The following is a 15,720-nucleotide window of genomic DNA, read 5'->3' as shown; positions in this document are numbered from 1 at the left end:
GTGTCTCGATCCGGGTCGGCCGCCGAGGTGTTCGGCGTCTTCGCCAAGCTCGGGCTGACCTCGTTCGGCGGACCGATCGCGCATCTCGGGTACTTCCGCGACGAGATCGTGACACGCCGTCGGTGGATCGACGACGAGCGCTACGCCGACCTCGTCGCGCTCTGCCAGTTCCTCCCCGGCCCGGCGTCCAGCCAGGTCGGATTCGCGCTCGGGATGCTGCGCGCCGGCGTCGCCGGTGCGCTCGCCGCCTTCGTCGCCTTCACCCTGCCCTCGGCCGTGCTGATGATCGTCGCCGCCTACGGGGCCGGCGTGATCGGCGGCCCCGTCGGCGGCGGAATCGTCGACGGGCTGAAGATCGTCGCGGTCGCCATCGTCGCCCAGGCGGTGTGGGGCATGGCGAAGACGCTGACACCCGACCGGCAGCGCGCGGCGATCGCCGTCGTTGCGGCCACGATCGCGCTGGTGCTGTACGGCGCAGGCGGCCAGGTGCTCGCGATCGTGGTCGGAGCGCTCGCCGGCCTGTGGCTCTGCCGCGCGGGGGCGGAGCCGGGGGCGGGGATGCTGCGGTTTCCTGTCTCGCGAACGGTCGGGTGGGTCTGTCTCGCAACGCTCGTCGTGCTGCTGATCGGGCTGCCGATCGTGGCGGCTCTCGCGGGAGGCGGCGCGGTGTCGCTGTTCGACGCGTTCTTCCGCGCCGGGGCGCTCGTCTTCGGCGGCGGCCACGTCGTGCTGCCCCTCCTGGATGCGGGCGTGGTGTCGACCGGATGGCTCGCACCCGACCAGTTCGTCGCCGGCTACGGCCTCGCCCAGGCGATGCCCGGACCGCTGTTCACCTTCGCGGGATACCTCGGCACGCTCTCGTCGGTCGGACCCGGGGGTGTGGCCGGCGGCGTGATCGCGCTCGTGGCGATCTTCCTGCCCGGATTCCTGCTGCTGGTCGGCGTGATGCCGTTCTGGAACGCACTGCGCACCCGGCCGTGGGCCGGTGCGATGCTCCGCGGCGCGAGCGCCGCCGTCGTCGGCATCCTGGGGGCCGCGCTCTACGACCCGGTTTTCGTGTCGGGCGTGGTCGACGGCGGGTCGTTCGCTCTCGCCCTCGTCTGCTTCGTGCTGCTCGTATCGTGGCGGGTCGCGCCGTGGATCGTCGTGCTCGTCGGCGCCGCGGGCGGCGTGCTGCTCGCGTTCCTCTGAGCGGCGCTGGAGGTAGGAGAAGGGCCCGGTGCAGGACGATCGCGGTCGGATCGTCCTGCACCGGGCCCATGTCCTGCCTCGAGGACGCGCGGCGGGCTACTGAGCGTTGTTGAGGTCGTGGATCAGTTCGCGCTCGACGTCCTCCGACAGCGACGTCTGGACGACCTTGCCGTTGAACGGGGCGAGGGCGGCGGCGAACTTGTCTTCGGTGATCTTCGTGGCGTAGATCACGATCGCCGACTTGCCCTCCGACACGGTCGACTTCACGCGATCGCGGAACTGCGCGTCGAGACCGGTCTTGTCGAGGCCGGCGAACAGTCCGCCGAAGAGTCCTCCGAAGACGAGGCCGGCGAGCGGCACGAAGAAGAGGATGCCGATGAGCGTGCCGAAGAGCGCTCCGCCGGCCGCGCCGGCACCGATTCGCGCTCCCGAACCCGGGTACTCGACCTTCGTCTTCCCCTCTTCGTCGACCTTGACGAGGGCGAGGCCCGCGAGCTGGACGATCAGATCGTCCTGCAGCTCCTGAACCTTCGCGTAGGCCGCCTCGGCCTCGCTCTCTTTGTCGAACGCGATAACGATGAGATCTGCCATGTCGCATCTCCTGATCAAGGGTCTGGTCCGCCCGAACGGCGGGTTCGAGTGCGACCTTAGTGGACCCTGGAGAACGGCGACAGACGTCAGCGCCCGGGCGAGGTCTCGCCGAAAACGCCCACGGCCCGCCCGGCGGTGTCGACGTCGATCGTGAAGATCGATCCGCTGAGCGGGGCCGCGCGCAGATCGTCCTCCGAGAGGTTCTCTCGCGCCGAACCGACGAAGAGCGTCCGTCGCTCGCGACCGCCGAGAGCGACCGATGTCAGGTTGGGTGCGGGCACGGCGAGACGGGCGATCACCTCGCCGTCCGGGCTCCATCTCAGTACCTCGCCGCCGCCGTAGACGGCGTTCCAGAAGCATCCGTCGACGTCGCGCACGAGACCGTCGGAATCGTAGCCGCGGAGGTACGGCTCGAGCTCGCCCAGCTCGCCGCGACCCGGCCCGTAGGGCGCGCGGTAGACGGTCTTCGTCGACGTGTCGGTGACGTATATCTCGCCGCCGTCGGCGGCCCACTCGAAGCCGTTGGCGACGCCGAACCCGCCCCGCAGCACCTCGGGGCGCTCGTCGGCGCTGAAGGCGTAGAGCGCCGCGTCGGGGTTGGCGGAGGTGACGTCCATGCCGCCCACGATGAACCGCCCGAAGGGGTCGACCTTGCCCTCGTTGAAGCGGATGCCCGCGTGCGCGTGCTCGACCTCGGCGATCGTGCCGGTGATCGTCCCCTCCGCGTCGAGCGACACGATGCGATCCTTCAACGCCGCGACGAACCCGCCCCCGTGCGCGGGCTGCACCGCGCTCATCGGCGCGGGCAGCTCGACCACGCGGTCGTCCGAGCCGTCGACCGCACCGTCGAGCCGCGCGCGATGGAAGGTTCCGGTGGTGATGTCGACCCACGAGACCTCGTCGTAGCGCTCGTCCCAGAAGATGCTCTCCACGAGCACCGAATCCAGGTGGCGGAAGAGCTTCGGGTCAGCGTTCATCGAGGAGCCTTCGATCGTGTTCGTGGTGAGCGGATGCTGCAGATGTGCGGGGCGGGGAGGTCAGTGGCCCTCGAGCTTCTGTGCGGGTGCCAGGTCTCGAATCGTCAGGGCTGCGGTGACGAGCGCCAGGTGGCTGAGCGCCTGGGGGAGATTGCCCCACGACTCGCCGTCGGACTCGTCGATCATCTCGGCGTAGACCCCGACGTCGTTGCCGCGCGTGACGAGGTCGTCCATGGTCGCGATCGCCTCATCGTGGCGTCCGACGCAGGCCAGGGTCGCGGCTCGCCAGAACGCGCAGGCGACGAACGTGTGCTCCTCCTGGTCGACGCCCGAGTACCGGTACAACAGGTTGCCGGCGCCGAGGTCGCGAGTGATCGCGTCGATCGTCGACGACATGCGTTCGCCGCGGTCGTAGCCGCTGGGGCCGTGCAGCAGCACGGAGGCGTCGAGGTCGGTCGAACCGGGGTACATGACGTAGGCCTGGGCCTGCTCCGACCAGCCGTTCTCCTCGATCCACTGGCGGATGCGTTCGCGCTCCGACGCCCAGCGTGCCGCGCTTCCCGGGATCTGCCCCGCCTCGGCGAGAACCACCGCGTCGTTCAGGGCCTGCCAGCATCCCATCTTCGACGAGGTGTAATGACGGATCTCGGGCAGCTCCCACATCCCCGAATCGGGATTGCGCCACAGATCGCAGACGCGGTCGGCCGTGTCGGCGAGCATGCGACCTGTCGCCACGTCGAGCACGTTGCCCGCGTCGACATAGGTGCGGCAGATGGCGAAGAGGTCGCCGTAGACGCCCAGCTGCAACTGGCCCTGGGCCGGATTGCCGGTGACGACCGGGCCGATGCCGCGCCACCCCTCGACATCGAAGGTCTGCACGTCGGTGCTGGTACCACCGCGGAGGGTGTACATGACGTGCAGATCGGGACCGTTCTCGCGGATCGTCCGCAGCAGCCACGAGATCGCGGCGTGGGTCTCTTCGCGCAGACCGAACAGGATGAGGGCGTGGGAGGCGTACGCGAGGTCGCGCACCCAGGCGAACCGGTAGTCCCAGTTCTTACCGCCGCGCGGGTTCTCGGGGAGCGACGTGGTCGCCGCCGCCGCCATCGACCCGGTGGGGGAGTAGACGAGCAGTTTCAGCGCGAGCGCGCTGCGCTGCACATGCCGGGCCCAGGGGCCTTCATAGGAGAACTCCTTCGACCATGCCCGCCAGCCCCCGATCGTGCGGTCGATGCCGCGGTCGACGTTGTCGGGGTCGGGGAGATGCAGCGGCTCGTCGTCTGTCGCGGCCAGCACGATGAGATGCCGGGAGCCGGTCGTCGTCGTGAAGCGCCCCTCGACGCGGGGAGCCGACGCCGAACCGGGCTCGGGGTCGGCGCGACCGTGATTCTTCCCCACGATCGCGAAGGAGATCTCGCCCACCCGCATCACGCACGCCCCGTCGATGTCTTCGATCCACGGTGATGCGGTCTGCAGCTGGGTACCGGGGCGGATGACCCACTCGACCTCGACCTCGCCCTCGATGCCGTCGACGCGGCGTGCGAGCTCCGCCCACGGCAGCCGCCCGGCAACCCCGGTCACCATGGCGTCGGTGAGTCGCATCGTGCCGGTGGAGGTGGTGAACGTCGTCTCCAGCACGTTCGTCCGCGGGATGTATCGCCGCTTCACCTCGTAGTCGCCGGAGGGGTGCAGATCGATCGCGCCCCCGGTCTCGGCGTCGAGCAGGCGGGCGAACACCGGATGCGAATCCAGGTTCGGCAGCGGCATCCAGTCGATCTGTCCGCGCATCCCGATCAGTGCGACCGTGCGACCGTCGCCGATGGGTGCGTAGGAACTGAGAGGGTCGGCGGAGGTCGGAGTGTCGGGCACGTTCCCACCGTACGAACAGCCGACCGCTGGGAGTGCGGGCTTGCGCGAACCCTCGGGCCCGACTAGCCGCCGCGCACTAACAACGAACGGATGCATCGACAACCCCCGTGGCGTCGGCGCGGAGCGGGTCTACCGTCATTCACATACCCGTTGCGACCGTCAGGAGACATCATGGCAACCGACTCGAAGACAGCCCCCCGTAACCGCCGTCGCCCCGCGAAGGGCGGAAGCGGCGCGGGCCTCACCGCGACCGAGAACGCCGAGAGCGGCTTCACCGCTTCGGCGAAGCTCAGCGAGAACCTCCAGCGTGTTCTGGTCGACCTGATCGAGCTCTCGATCCAGGGAAAGCAGGCGCACTGGAACGTAGTGGGCAAGAACTTCCGCGACACCCACCTGCAGCTCGACGAGGTCATCGAGGCCGCCCGCGAATTCAGCGACACCGTCGCCGAGCGCATGCGCGCCCTGCACGCCCTTCCCGATGGACGCAGCGACACGATCGCCGAGACGACGACTCTGCCGGAGTTCCCGCAGGGCGAGGTCGACACGAGCGAGGTCGTCGATCTGATCACCGAGCGCCTCGAGTCGGCCACGTCGACCGTGCGCGAGGTGCACGACGACGTCGATGAGGAAGACCCCACGAGCGCCGACATCCTCCACTCCATCCTCGAGCGCCTCGAGCAGCTCGCGTGGATGGTCAGCGCCGAGAACCGCACGCCGCGCAAGCGCTGAGACGCCCGCATAGACGGCTTCGACCGCCGCCGCAACCCCCGGGAGCGGCGGCGGTCGCTCGTTCTAGCGTGACGGAATGGCCGACAACATGTACACGCCCCAAGACCCCAACACCCAGTTCCCCCGGCCGCCGTTCCCCCCGCAGCAGCAGACCGGCCCCGGCGACATCCGCAAGATGGATCCGGCTCCCGACCACGGTGAGACCAGCTACATCGGCAACAACCGCCTGCCCGGCCGGAAGGCCCTCATCACCGGCGCAGATTCGGGCATCGGCCGAGCCGTGGCGATCGCGTACGCCCGTGAGGGTGCTGACGTCGCCCTGAGCTACCTGCCCGAGGAGCAGGAGCAGGCCGAAGAGGTCGCCGCCCTGATCGAGAAGGAGGGCCGCAAGGCCGTGCTCCTCCCCGGTGACCTCCAGGACGAGAGCGTCGACAAGGAGATCGTCGACAAGACGGTCGCCGAGCTCGGCGGTCTCGACATCCTCGTGATCAACGCCGGCACGATGCCGACGGTCGACAGCATCGACGACTTCGAGACGAAGACCCTCGACCACGTGCTGAAGGCCAACATCTACCCGCTCTTCTGGCTGACGAAGGCGGCATCGCCGCACCTCAAGCCCGGTGCGTCGATCATCACGACCTCCAGCATCCAGGGCTTCGTCCCGTCTCCGTCGCTCGCGGAGTACGCCGTGTCGAAGGCCGGCATCGCGAACTGGACGCGCGCGATGGCTCAGCAGCTCATCGAGCGCGGCATCCGCGTGAACGGCGTCGCACCCGGACCGGTCTGGACGCCGTTGCAGCCCGCCTTCGTGCCGAACGAGAAGATCGAGTCGTTCGGTGAGGAGACGCCGATCGGCCGTGCCGGTCAGCCCGTCGAGCTCGCGCCGCCGTTCGTCTTCCTCGCCTCGCAGGAGTCGAGCTACGTCATCGGCGAGACCATCGCGGTCACGGGCGGATCGCCCACGCACTGACCGTGCCAGCACAGCCCCGGACGCTGCGACGAGCTCGGCGTCCGGGGCTTCGCTGTGCGCGCGGCGTAGCCGCTCCTGAGCTCGTCGGAGGGCACTGCACCCGCCAACGAGGAGGAGGATGCTCTCATGCCCGAGTCACCGGAAGTGCAGGCCCTCGCCGAGTACCTCGACCGGCACCTCGTCGCGCAGCGGATCGTCGGCGCGGACCTCGAGGAGTTCCGTGCGCTGAAGACCCGAGCCCGTCCGCTCGACGAGCTGATCGGCGCGACCGTCTCCGGGGTGCGGCGCTTCGGCAAGCACCTGGAGATCGCCACCGACGCCGCCGGGCTGCTGATCAGCTTCGGCCGCGCGGGGTGGGCGCTCCTCGACGAGCAGACGGATGCGCCGGTCCTCGCGCGCCTGGAGTTCGACGGCGGTGCGTCCCTCACGGTGACCGACGCGGGGTCGTTCCTGTCGCTCGGGCTGTCGGTCGTGGACGACGCGCGCGACGTCGCCTCCATCGCCAAGCTCGGTCCGGATCCCCTCGATCCGACCTACTCTCGTGCACAGCTCGATTCCGCCCTCGGCTCGAGGCGCAAGCAGATCCGCGCCCTCCTGCAGGAGCAGGAGTCCATCGCCGGCGTCGGGGGAGCCTACTCCGACGAGATCCTCCACGTCGCGAAGCTGTCGCCCGTCGTGCACGCGGTCGATCTGAGCGACGACGATCGAGACCGGCTGTTCGCTGCGGTCGTCGAGGTTCTGCGTGAGGCGGTCACGGCTCGCCGAGGCATCCTGCCCTCCGGGCAGAAAGCGGCGAAGGTCGACGCGATGCGCGTGCACGGGCGAACCGGCGAGCCCTGCCCGGTGTGCGCAGGCACCGTGCAGGACGTGCCCGGTTCGAAAGGCGCGGCGCAGTACTGCCCGACGTGCCAGACAGGGGGAGTGCCCATTCCGGGGTGAGGTCTGGGGCCTGCGCTCGGTGTGCGGGGCGTGACGAACACGGTCTGCGGCGAGAGATCGGGCTCGGTCGTCTGCGCGAGGACAGGCGACCGAGCCCGAGCGGGCCGAGGGCCGTCAGTGTGCCAGCGGTAGTTCCGCCGGGGCGTCGGCCGGCTTCTTGATCAGGAACGCGCCCACCAGCAGCGGCAGCGAGATGATCGCGGCGACGAGGAATGCACCCCGCGCGCCCGCGGCCTCGGCGGCCGCGGCGGTCTCGGTCGACGCGCCCATGACCGATGCCATGGTCGTGATGAGGATCGAGATGCCGGCTGCCCCCGCGACCTGCTGCAGTGTGTTGACGACGGCCGAGCCGTACGAGTACTGGCGAGGCTGAAGAGAGCCGAGCGAGGCGGTGATCAGCGGGGTGAAAGACAGCGCCAGACCGAGCGAGAGCAGCGTCTGCATGATCACGACCATCCAGATCGGCGTCGTGGTGGTGCTCAGCAGAGCGTACGCCCACAGCATCGCGCTCACGAGGATGGCGCCGGAGACGAGGAGCACCTTCGTGCCGCGGCGGTCGTAGATGCGGCCGATGACCGGACCGGCCAGACCCATCGCGAGCGCGCCCGGGAGGAGCACCAGTCCGCTCTCGGCGGCGTTCAGCCCCAGTCCCTGCTGCAGGTACAGCGGAAGCAGCGTGATGGTGCCGAAGAACGCCAGCGACATGACGCCGAGCTGGGCGACGGCCAAGGAGAAGTTGCGCACCCGGAACACGCGCAGATCGAGCAGTGCGTCGTCGGTTCGCTGGAGACGGAGCTGCCGCCAGCCGAAGAGCACGAGGGCGATGGCGCCGCCGACGAGGGCGACGATGAGCACCAGCGGAGACGAGGGTTCGCTCGCCGCATCCGCCTCGCCGTGGCCGCCGCCCAGCTGGCTGAGGCCGAAGACGATGCCGCCGAAACCGATCGCCGACAGCACCACCGAGAGGATGTCGATGCGGTTGTGCTCGGTCTCGGAGATGTTGCGGATCCAGGTGGCGCCGATGGCGAGCGAGACGAGGGCGATGGGCAGCACGAGGCCGAAGTTCCAGTGCCACCCGATCGTGTCGACGACGAAGCCGGACACGGTGGGACCGATCGCGGGCGCCAACGAGATGACGATGCTGACCCGGCCCATCATGCGGCCGCGCAGGTGCGGAGGAACGACCGTCATCAGGGTGGTCATGAGCAGCGGCATCATGATCGCCGTGCCCGAGGCCTGGATGACACGCGCGGCGAGCAGCATCGGGAAGCCGACCGAGAGGAAGGCGACGAGGGTTCCGGTCGAGAAGAGGGACATCGCGGCGATGAACATCTGGCGCGTGCTGAAGCGTCGCAGAAGGAATCCGCTGATGGGGATGATCACGGCCATGGTCAGCATGAACGCTGTCGTCAGCCACTGCGCGGCGACCGCGGTGATGCCGAGATCCTCGATGAGGGCGGGAATCGCCACGCCCATCGTGGTCTCGTTGAGGATCGCCACGAACGCGGCGACCAGGAGAAGCCAGATGACCCGGCTCTGCTCGGGGGAGACGCCCGACGCGGACGTGGCGGATTGGGGCTGTCGGATGCTATCGGTGGCGGGGGCGGCCATAGGTGGCTCCTCATCGTGCAATCGGGGCGCTGGTCGCCACCGGACCGGTGGCACCAACTCCGTAACGTCGGTCGACGGCGCGGCATTCCCTCGACGGCGAACAATCTCGATCGGCGGTGCGCATCCCGGGCCCGGTGTCGGCGGGCGGACGTAGGCTGACCGGCATGAGCATGGCAGGCGGCGTCGGATTCCGCGGCGTCGACATCGAGGCGCAGCGAAAGCGCAACGCCGATGCCCCACGGGTGGCGAACCTCGGCAGCCGGGTGGTCGCGCTCTTCCGCCGCTACCGGTGGCGCATCGCGATCACGGCGCTCCTGGTCGTTCTCGGCGCCGCCGTCGCGGTCGTGCCGCCGCTGCTGGTGCAGCGCATCTTCGACGACGGCCTGTTCCCCGTCGCCGGGGGGCCGCCCGACATCCCGGTGCTCGTGCGGCTCGTCGTGCTGATGATCGCGTTCTTCCTGCTCTCGGCGGTGCTCGGCGTCGGTCAGACGTGGCTCACCGCCACCGTGGGCAACGCGGTGACAGGAGACCTGCGCCTGCGGCTCTTCGACCACCTGCAGGCGATGGAGCTCGGCTTCTTCACCCGCACCAAGACCGGAGTGATCCAGTCGCGCCTCCAGAACGACGTCGGGGGAGTCTCCGGCGTACTGACGAACACGGTCACCAGCATCCTGGGCAATACCGTCACGGTCGTCGCCTCACTCGTGGCCATGGTGCTCATCGACTGGCGGCTGACCCTCATCGCCGTGGTGATGATGCCCATCCTCGTGCTGGTGCAGCGGAGGGTCGGCCAGGTGCGGGCGCGCATCGCGGGCGAGACCCAGGAGTCGCTATCGGAGCTCACCTCCATCACGCAGGAGACGCTCAGCGTCTCGGGCATCCTGTTGTCGAAGTCGTTCAACCGCCAACGCGCCGAGTCGGGGCGGTTCGCCAACGAGAACACCAACCAGGTGCGCCTGCAGGTGCGCCGCGCGATGAGCGGGCAGGGATTCTTCGCCGTCGTGCAGGTGCTCATGGCGAGCGTGCCGGCCGTGATCTACCTCGTGGCGGGGTTCCTCGTCACCGGCGGCGATGGCGGCACGGTCACGGCGGGAACGATCGTCGCCTTCACCACCGTGCAGGCGCGATTGCTCATGCCGCTGATGGGACTCATGCGCGTGGCCCTCGATCTGCAGACGTCGGCGGCTCTGTTCGCCCGCATCTTCGAATACCTCGACCTGGTTCCCGCGATCACCGACAAGCCCGACGCGATCGACGTGACGCAGGCCCCGGGGCCGCTCGGGCGCCTCGAGTTCCGTGATGTGCAGTTCCGATACCCCGATGCGGCAGAGGCCGCGCGTCCCACCCTCGACGGGGTGTCGTTCGTGGCCGAGCCCGGGCGGCACGTGGCGTTCGTCGGCCCGTCGGGGGCCGGTAAGACGACGATCCTCTACCTCGCACCGCGCATGTACGAGGCGTCCGGGGGTGCGGTGGTGTTCGCCGGGGCCGACGTGCGCGACCTGCGCGCCGAGTCGGTGATCGACCAGATCGGAATCGTGTCGCAGGAGACCTATCTCTTCCACGCCACGATCCGCGAGAACCTCCGCTACGCCCGGCCCGATGCGACCGACGCCGAGCTCGAGGCCGCCTGCCGATCGGCGAACATCCACCACGTGATCGCCGGGTTCGAGAACGGTTACGACACGGTGGTCGGCGAGCGGGGCTACCGGCTGTCGGGCGGAGAGAAGCAGCGCATCGCCATCGCGCGCGTGCTGCTGAAAGATCCGCCGGTCCTCCTTCTCGACGAGGCGACGAGCGCGCTCGACACCGTCTCGGAGCGCATCGTGCAGGAGGCATTGGATGCTGCGGCCCGCGGCCGCACGACGCTCACCGTCGCCCATCGCCTGTCGACGGTGATCGGTGCCGACGTGATCCACGTCGTCGACGACGGACGGATCGTGGAGTCGGGCACCCACTCGCAGCTCCTCGCCGCGGGCGGCCTGTATGCGAGCCTCGCCGCCGAGCAGCTGGCAGCGACCCGCGTGCTGACCGAGGAGCAGACGGCGGGCTGACGTTCAGCTGACACCGATTCAGCTGTCGCGTGCCGGGGTGAGATGCGCGCCGGAGACCCCGGCTCACGGCACCTCGGTGACCCGGGCACGCGGAGTGTTCGTTCGCGCGCGAGGTCTCGTTCACCTTCGCGCACATCGCCCGTTCTCTGCGCCGCGGGACGGTGACGGTGCCCGAACACACCGTCTCCGCGGACGCGCCGTGCGCGCACGCCCGCCAGCCAGGGAGAACCATGCCTCTTCTGCTCGCCGCCCCGAAGCGTCGGCTTCCGCTTCTCCTCGGTGGAGGTGCCACCGCTGCGGTGGTCGTCGCCGGGGTTCTCGTCGCAACCCTCGCCGGGGGTGCCGCATCCGCTCTCGAGGGCTCCGGAACGGCCGAGGCCCCCTACGTCATCGACGACGCGGCGGAGTTCTCGACCTTCATCCAGAGCGTCAACGCCGACACGGCCGGAACGGGGGCCGCCGCCGCGCACTACGAGCTCGGCGCCGACATCGCCCTCACCGCACCGGTGCCGATGATCAACAGCTTCGCCGGTGTGCTCGACGGCGCCGGACACACGGTCTTCGGACTCTCGATCGACTACTCGACGTCGGCCGCCTACCAGGCGTCCAACGGCGTCAACAAGACCGCGGCCCTCATCAACGCGCAGCGCGGCACGGTCGAGCGGATCGGCTTCAGCCAGGTCTCGATCACGGGAACCAGCGCGGCCGAGTCGCAGACGACCGCGACCAAGAAGGCCACGGTGGCCGCTCACAACTACGGACTCATCGACCAGGTCTACGCCCTCGGTTCGGTGGACGGCGGGTGGCGTACCGGCGGCCTCGTCGCCGACAACATGGGTGGCGGAACCATCCAGAACAGCTACTTCCGCGGGTCGGTCGTCTCGGGCTGGGAGGCGGGCGGAATCACCGCACGCAACGACAACGCCGGCGTCGAGAAGATCACGAACGTCTACGTCAGCGGCACCGTGTCGACCGCGACCCGCAACATCGGCATGATCGCCGGCTACAGCTACAGCACGGCCACCATCCGCGGCGCGGTCGCCCTCGACGGCTCGGTCACTCAGGGGTCTGGCCAGTCCGCCAACAACATCGGTCGCATCAACGGTCAGAACAACACCAGCGTCGGCAGCCGCGGTGCGACCTACGCCGACAACCTCGCGCTCGATTCGATCCGTCTGACCACGGGCACGGCGGGCGTGACGGTCACCGGCACCGCCGCCGACCGACAGGGCCTGTCGAAGACCTCCGCCGAGCTGACCCAGCAGTCGACGTTCGAGAGCATCGGCTGGGACTTCACGTCGACCTGGCGGATGGATGCGGCGACGCTGCGCCCGCACCTCGGAGGAGTCGCCGAGAAGGCGGCGCCCGTCGTCTCGACGCCCACGCCCACGCCCACGCCCACGCCCACGCCCACCCCCACCCCCACCCCCACCCCGACCCCGACGGTCACCGACCTCACGTCGTCCTCCGCCGTGACCAGTCCCGACGGCAAGACCGTCGCCACGGTGCGCACCGACGCCGCGGGAGACCTCACCTACTCCGTCACGCAGGACGGCAGCACGATCGTTCGCGACTCCGCCCTCGGCCTGGTCGTCGACGGCATCGATTGGGGCCAGGGCGTCTCTCTCGGCACCGCCGTCACCTCGACGACCGACGAGTCGTACCCGTTGATGGGCCTGAACGACACCGGACGCGACCACCGCAACACCAGCGTGCTCCCGCTGCGCAAGGGCGACGGGTCGCTCGTCTCGGTCGAGGTTCGCGTCTTCGATACCGGCGTCGCCGTCCGTTACGTGCTCGACCCCTCCCTGGTCGGCGCGGTCGTCTCGCGCGAAGACACGGCGTTCTCGTTCGACCCGGCGTCGACCCTGACCTACCAGGCGGTCACGGCGAGCACCATCGACGACCTGCAGAACAGCTTCGCCCGGTCGAGCTTCGATGCCGCCGGCGACCGCGACATCACGGTGCTGCCCACGGTGGAGACCCCCGACGGGCACGTCGCCAACATCACCGAGGCGAACATCCTCGACTGGCCCGCGATCGCGTTGAAGACCACCCGGGGCGGCGTCATCTCGACCTACTACTGGGCGACCGACAACGGGCAGGGCACGTTCGTCGTGAAGGCCGAGAGCCCGCACTCGCCGTTCCGTGTCATCACGATCGCCGACAACCTGACCGACTTCACCAACTCCGACATCGTCACCGCCGTGAACCCGGCGATCGACACGTCGGTGTTCCCGGGCGGCGACACGAGCTGGATCGAACCGGGCACGAACGCCTGGTCGACGCTGACGACCAACGATCAGAGCGTCACCGGCATGCAGGCGCTCCTCGACGCCGCATCCGACGCCCGCATCCCCGGGATCCTCATCGAGGGAAACCTCACGCACTCCTCGTGGGGGTCGACCACCGCCCAGCGGTTCGCGAACATCGCGGCCCTCGTCGAACGCGGGAAGGCGAAGGCGTTCCCGGTCTCGGTGTGGCTGTGGACCGACTACGACAGAGCGGCCGGCGTCGACAGCACGTTCACCGCCGGTGTCACGTACGACTCGGCAAGCCCGTACCCGCAGGTGAGCCTGCAGAACCCCGACCTGCGCGAGGCCTACCTCGACCTGGTGCGGGCGACGGGCATCGCCGGCACGAAGGTCGACCACACCAACGAAGAAACCGAGACCAAGGTCACCTTCTTCCGCGACTTCGCCCGCGACTCCGCGGCTCGCAAGCTCATGGTGATCTATCACAACCCGCTCGAGCCGACGGGTCTCAACCGCACCTATCCCAACGAGCTCGGGCGCGAAGCGATCAAGGGCCTTCAGTCGGGCTACAGCGCGAACCAGCAGACCCTCGCGCCGTTCACGCGCCTGATCGCCGGCACCGCCGACTACACGCCGTTCCTGCTGTCGGGATCGGGTGGCAACGTCACCTGGGCGCACCAGCTCGCTTCCACGGTCGTCTACTCGATGCCGTATCTGCAGCTCTCGGAGCGCCCCGACCACCTCGCTCCCGGCGGGCAGTACCACGACCTCGTCGGCGACGTCATCGCGAACCTGCCGACCACGTGGAAGCAGAGCCGGATGCTGCCGCAGAGCGCGATCGGCGCGACCACCGCGGTCGTGCGCGAGACCTCGGACGGGGAGTTCTGGATCGCCGTGACGGCGGGGGCAAGCGCCGGCGGTGAGATGTCGATCCCGCTCGACTTCCTGCCGTCGGGCACGACCTATAACGCCGACGTCTACGCCGACAAGAGCACATCCTCCGCGATGAGTCGCACGGTGTCGCAGGTCGACAGCGCGTCGACGCTCACCGCAGCAGTGCGCAACGGCGGAGGCTTCGTCGCCCGCATCACGACCGGGGCGATCGACAACCCGCTCGGCGAGGGCGGGACGAACGGCTACACGATCGACGACGAGGCCGACCTCGCGCTCATCGCGCAGCATCCGATGGCCACCTTCACGCTCACCGCCGACATCACCCTCACCAAGCCCTGGACCCCGGTGCCGTCGTTCCTCGGCACCATCGACGGCGACGGTCACAAGATCGTCGGCCTCGAGGTCGAGGGCGGTGCGTCGAAGGCGTTCATCCTCAACAACTCGGGCGTGATCCGCCGGCTGGGGTTCGTCGATGCGGTCTCGACGGTCGCCGCACCGTACGTGCAGAGCACACGCGTCGCCGTGGTCGCCGTCGCCAACGCGGGTCTGATCGACGAGGTCTTCGTGCGGGGCGCCGAGGTCGCGGGCGGATGGCGGACGGCGCCGATCGCGGCCGAGAACACCGGTGAGGTGCGCTCGAGCTACACCGTGGACGCGAAGGTCGTATCGAACTGGGAGGCGGGCGGCCTTGTCGCGTGGAACTCCGCGGCGGGCGTGCTGACGAAGAACTACGTCGTCGGCGCCGACGTGCGCGCCGAGGTGCAGAACGGCGGCATCCTCACCGGCTACGGCTACTCGGGCACCCAGGTGCGCGGCAACGTCGTCGTGAGCGGGTCGATCACCACGGCGAACGCCCCGCGGGCCCGCATCGTGGCCCGCGAGAACGGCGTGCCCACCTACAGCGACAACCTCGCGCTCGCGACGGCTCAGGTCAACGGGGCTGCCGTGACCGGTGGCACCGCGGGCAACCGCAACGGCGCCGACCGCACCGCGCAGGAGCTCGCCACCGCCTCGACGTACGAGGCGATCGGGTGGGACTTCTCGGAGGTGTGGGAGTTCGACACCGACAAGGGTCGCCCGGTGCTCCGGGCCGTGGACGAGGCGGTCGCCTCCGGGCCGTCGACGGCCTCGCAGCAGGTGCAGGTCGCTGTGCCGCAGATCTCGGAGGGCGAGTTCGTCTGGAGCATCGACGGGTCGAACGACACCGTCGACCTGGGCGAGGCCGTGCAGGGGCCGGGGTACTTCCAGGCGACGGGCGAGATCCACCCGATCCGTGTGACCGACACCCGCCGCACGGCCGGAGCGTGGTCGCTGTCGGGCCAGGTCACCGACTTCACCGGCACCGCCGGCACGTTCGGCGCGGAGCACCTCGGATGGACCCCGAAGATCGTCGAACCAGGCGCGGGTGCCCGTGCCGGTGCCGCCGTGGCGCCCGCGCTCGACGGGGGCACCGGACTCGGCGTGTCGGCGACGCTCGGCTCGGCCGACTCCGGGCACGCGACGGGCTCGGCGCGACTGGGCGCCGACCTGCTGTTCAAGCTGCCCGCCGAGGTCGCCGACGGCACCTACCGCGGCACGCTGACCCTGACGGCGCTCGGCTGAGCGCATGAGTTGCCGCAACTCGGGGCCTTAGATCGGAAGAG

General features: G+C 69.5%; 10 protein-coding genes. 6 read left to right on the top strand and 4 right to left on the bottom strand.

Going from position 1 to position 15,720, the window contains the following annotated elements; all coding sequences use genetic code 11:
• Entirely contained in the window at nucleotides 1-1,191 is a 1,191-nt protein-coding gene (chrA, locus tag ABTU82_RS02865; RefSeq protein ID WP_407171630.1) for a chromate efflux transporter, read from the top strand.
• Between the two features lie 96 nt (nucleotides 1,192-1,287).
• Here chrA and ABTU82_RS02860 read toward each other — a convergent pair whose 3' ends face one another.
• The 3 genes from ABTU82_RS02860 to ABTU82_RS02850 all read right to left on the bottom strand — a co-directional run bounded on the left by ABTU82_RS02860 (nucleotide 1,288) and on the right by ABTU82_RS02850 (nucleotide 4,628).
• Nucleotides 1,288-1,782 carry a DUF1269 domain-containing protein gene (locus ABTU82_RS02860; protein WP_116646195.1) on the bottom strand — a complete coding sequence of 165 codons (495 nt, stop codon included), beginning with the start codon at nucleotides 1,780-1,782 and terminating at the stop codon, nucleotides 1,288-1,290.
• An 86-nt stretch (nucleotides 1,783-1,868) separates the two neighbouring features.
• A complete protein-coding gene (locus ABTU82_RS02855; RefSeq protein WP_407171627.1) occupies nucleotides 1,869-2,759 on the bottom strand; it encodes an SMP-30/gluconolactonase/LRE family protein in 891 nt (296 codons plus the stop codon).
• 60 nt (nucleotides 2,760-2,819) lie between these two features.
• On the bottom strand, nucleotides 2,820-4,628 hold the full coding sequence (locus tag ABTU82_RS02850) for a glycoside hydrolase family 15 protein (RefSeq protein WP_240606755.1): 1,809 nt from the start codon (nucleotides 4,626-4,628) through the stop codon (nucleotides 2,820-2,822).
• Between the two features lie 171 nt (nucleotides 4,629-4,799).
• Here ABTU82_RS02850 and ABTU82_RS02845 point away from each other — a divergent pair, with 171 nt between their 5' ends.
• From ABTU82_RS02845 to ABTU82_RS02835, 3 genes are all read left to right on the top strand, one after another.
• Entirely contained in the window at nucleotides 4,800-5,357 is a 558-nt protein-coding gene (locus tag ABTU82_RS02845; RefSeq protein WP_116646198.1) for a Dps family protein, read from the top strand.
• 76 nt (nucleotides 5,358-5,433) lie between these two features.
• Nucleotides 5,434-6,327, top strand: a complete 894-nt coding sequence (locus tag ABTU82_RS02840) for an SDR family oxidoreductase (RefSeq protein WP_407171623.1) — start codon at nucleotides 5,434-5,436, stop codon at nucleotides 6,325-6,327.
• A gap of 126 nt (nucleotides 6,328-6,453) precedes the next feature.
• Nucleotides 6,454-7,266: a DNA-formamidopyrimidine glycosylase family protein gene (locus tag ABTU82_RS02835; protein ID WP_407171620.1), complete on the top strand. Its 813-nt coding sequence runs from the start codon at nucleotides 6,454-6,456 to the stop codon at nucleotides 7,264-7,266.
• 114 nt (nucleotides 7,267-7,380) lie between these two features.
• On the opposite strand, the gene ABTU82_RS02830 is transcribed toward ABTU82_RS02835, so the two are convergent.
• Complete coding sequence (locus ABTU82_RS02830; RefSeq protein WP_407171617.1) at nucleotides 7,381-8,877, bottom strand: DHA2 family efflux MFS transporter permease subunit; 1,497 nt, start codon at nucleotides 8,875-8,877, stop codon at nucleotides 7,381-7,383.
• A 170-nt stretch (nucleotides 8,878-9,047) separates the two neighbouring features.
• Between ABTU82_RS02830 and ABTU82_RS02825 the strand changes: the two genes are divergently transcribed.
• On the top strand, nucleotides 9,048-10,928 hold the full coding sequence (locus tag ABTU82_RS02825; protein WP_407173282.1) for an ABC transporter ATP-binding protein: 1,881 nt from the start codon (nucleotides 9,048-9,050) through the stop codon (nucleotides 10,926-10,928).
• A 230-nt stretch (nucleotides 10,929-11,158) separates the two neighbouring features.
• Entirely contained in the window at nucleotides 11,159-15,679 is a 4,521-nt protein-coding gene (locus tag ABTU82_RS02820; RefSeq protein ID WP_407171615.1) for a glycoside hydrolase family 97 N-terminal domain-containing protein, read from the top strand.
• Nucleotides 15,680-15,720 lie beyond the last annotated feature (41 nt).

Origin of the sequence: Microbacterium deferens (genome assembly GCF_045517775.1) — a bacterium.
GTDB lineage: Bacteria > Actinomycetota > Actinomycetes > Actinomycetales > Microbacteriaceae > Microbacterium.
Note: the sequence above shows the minus strand (reverse complement) of the source record. Positions and strands in the feature narration are given on the sequence as shown.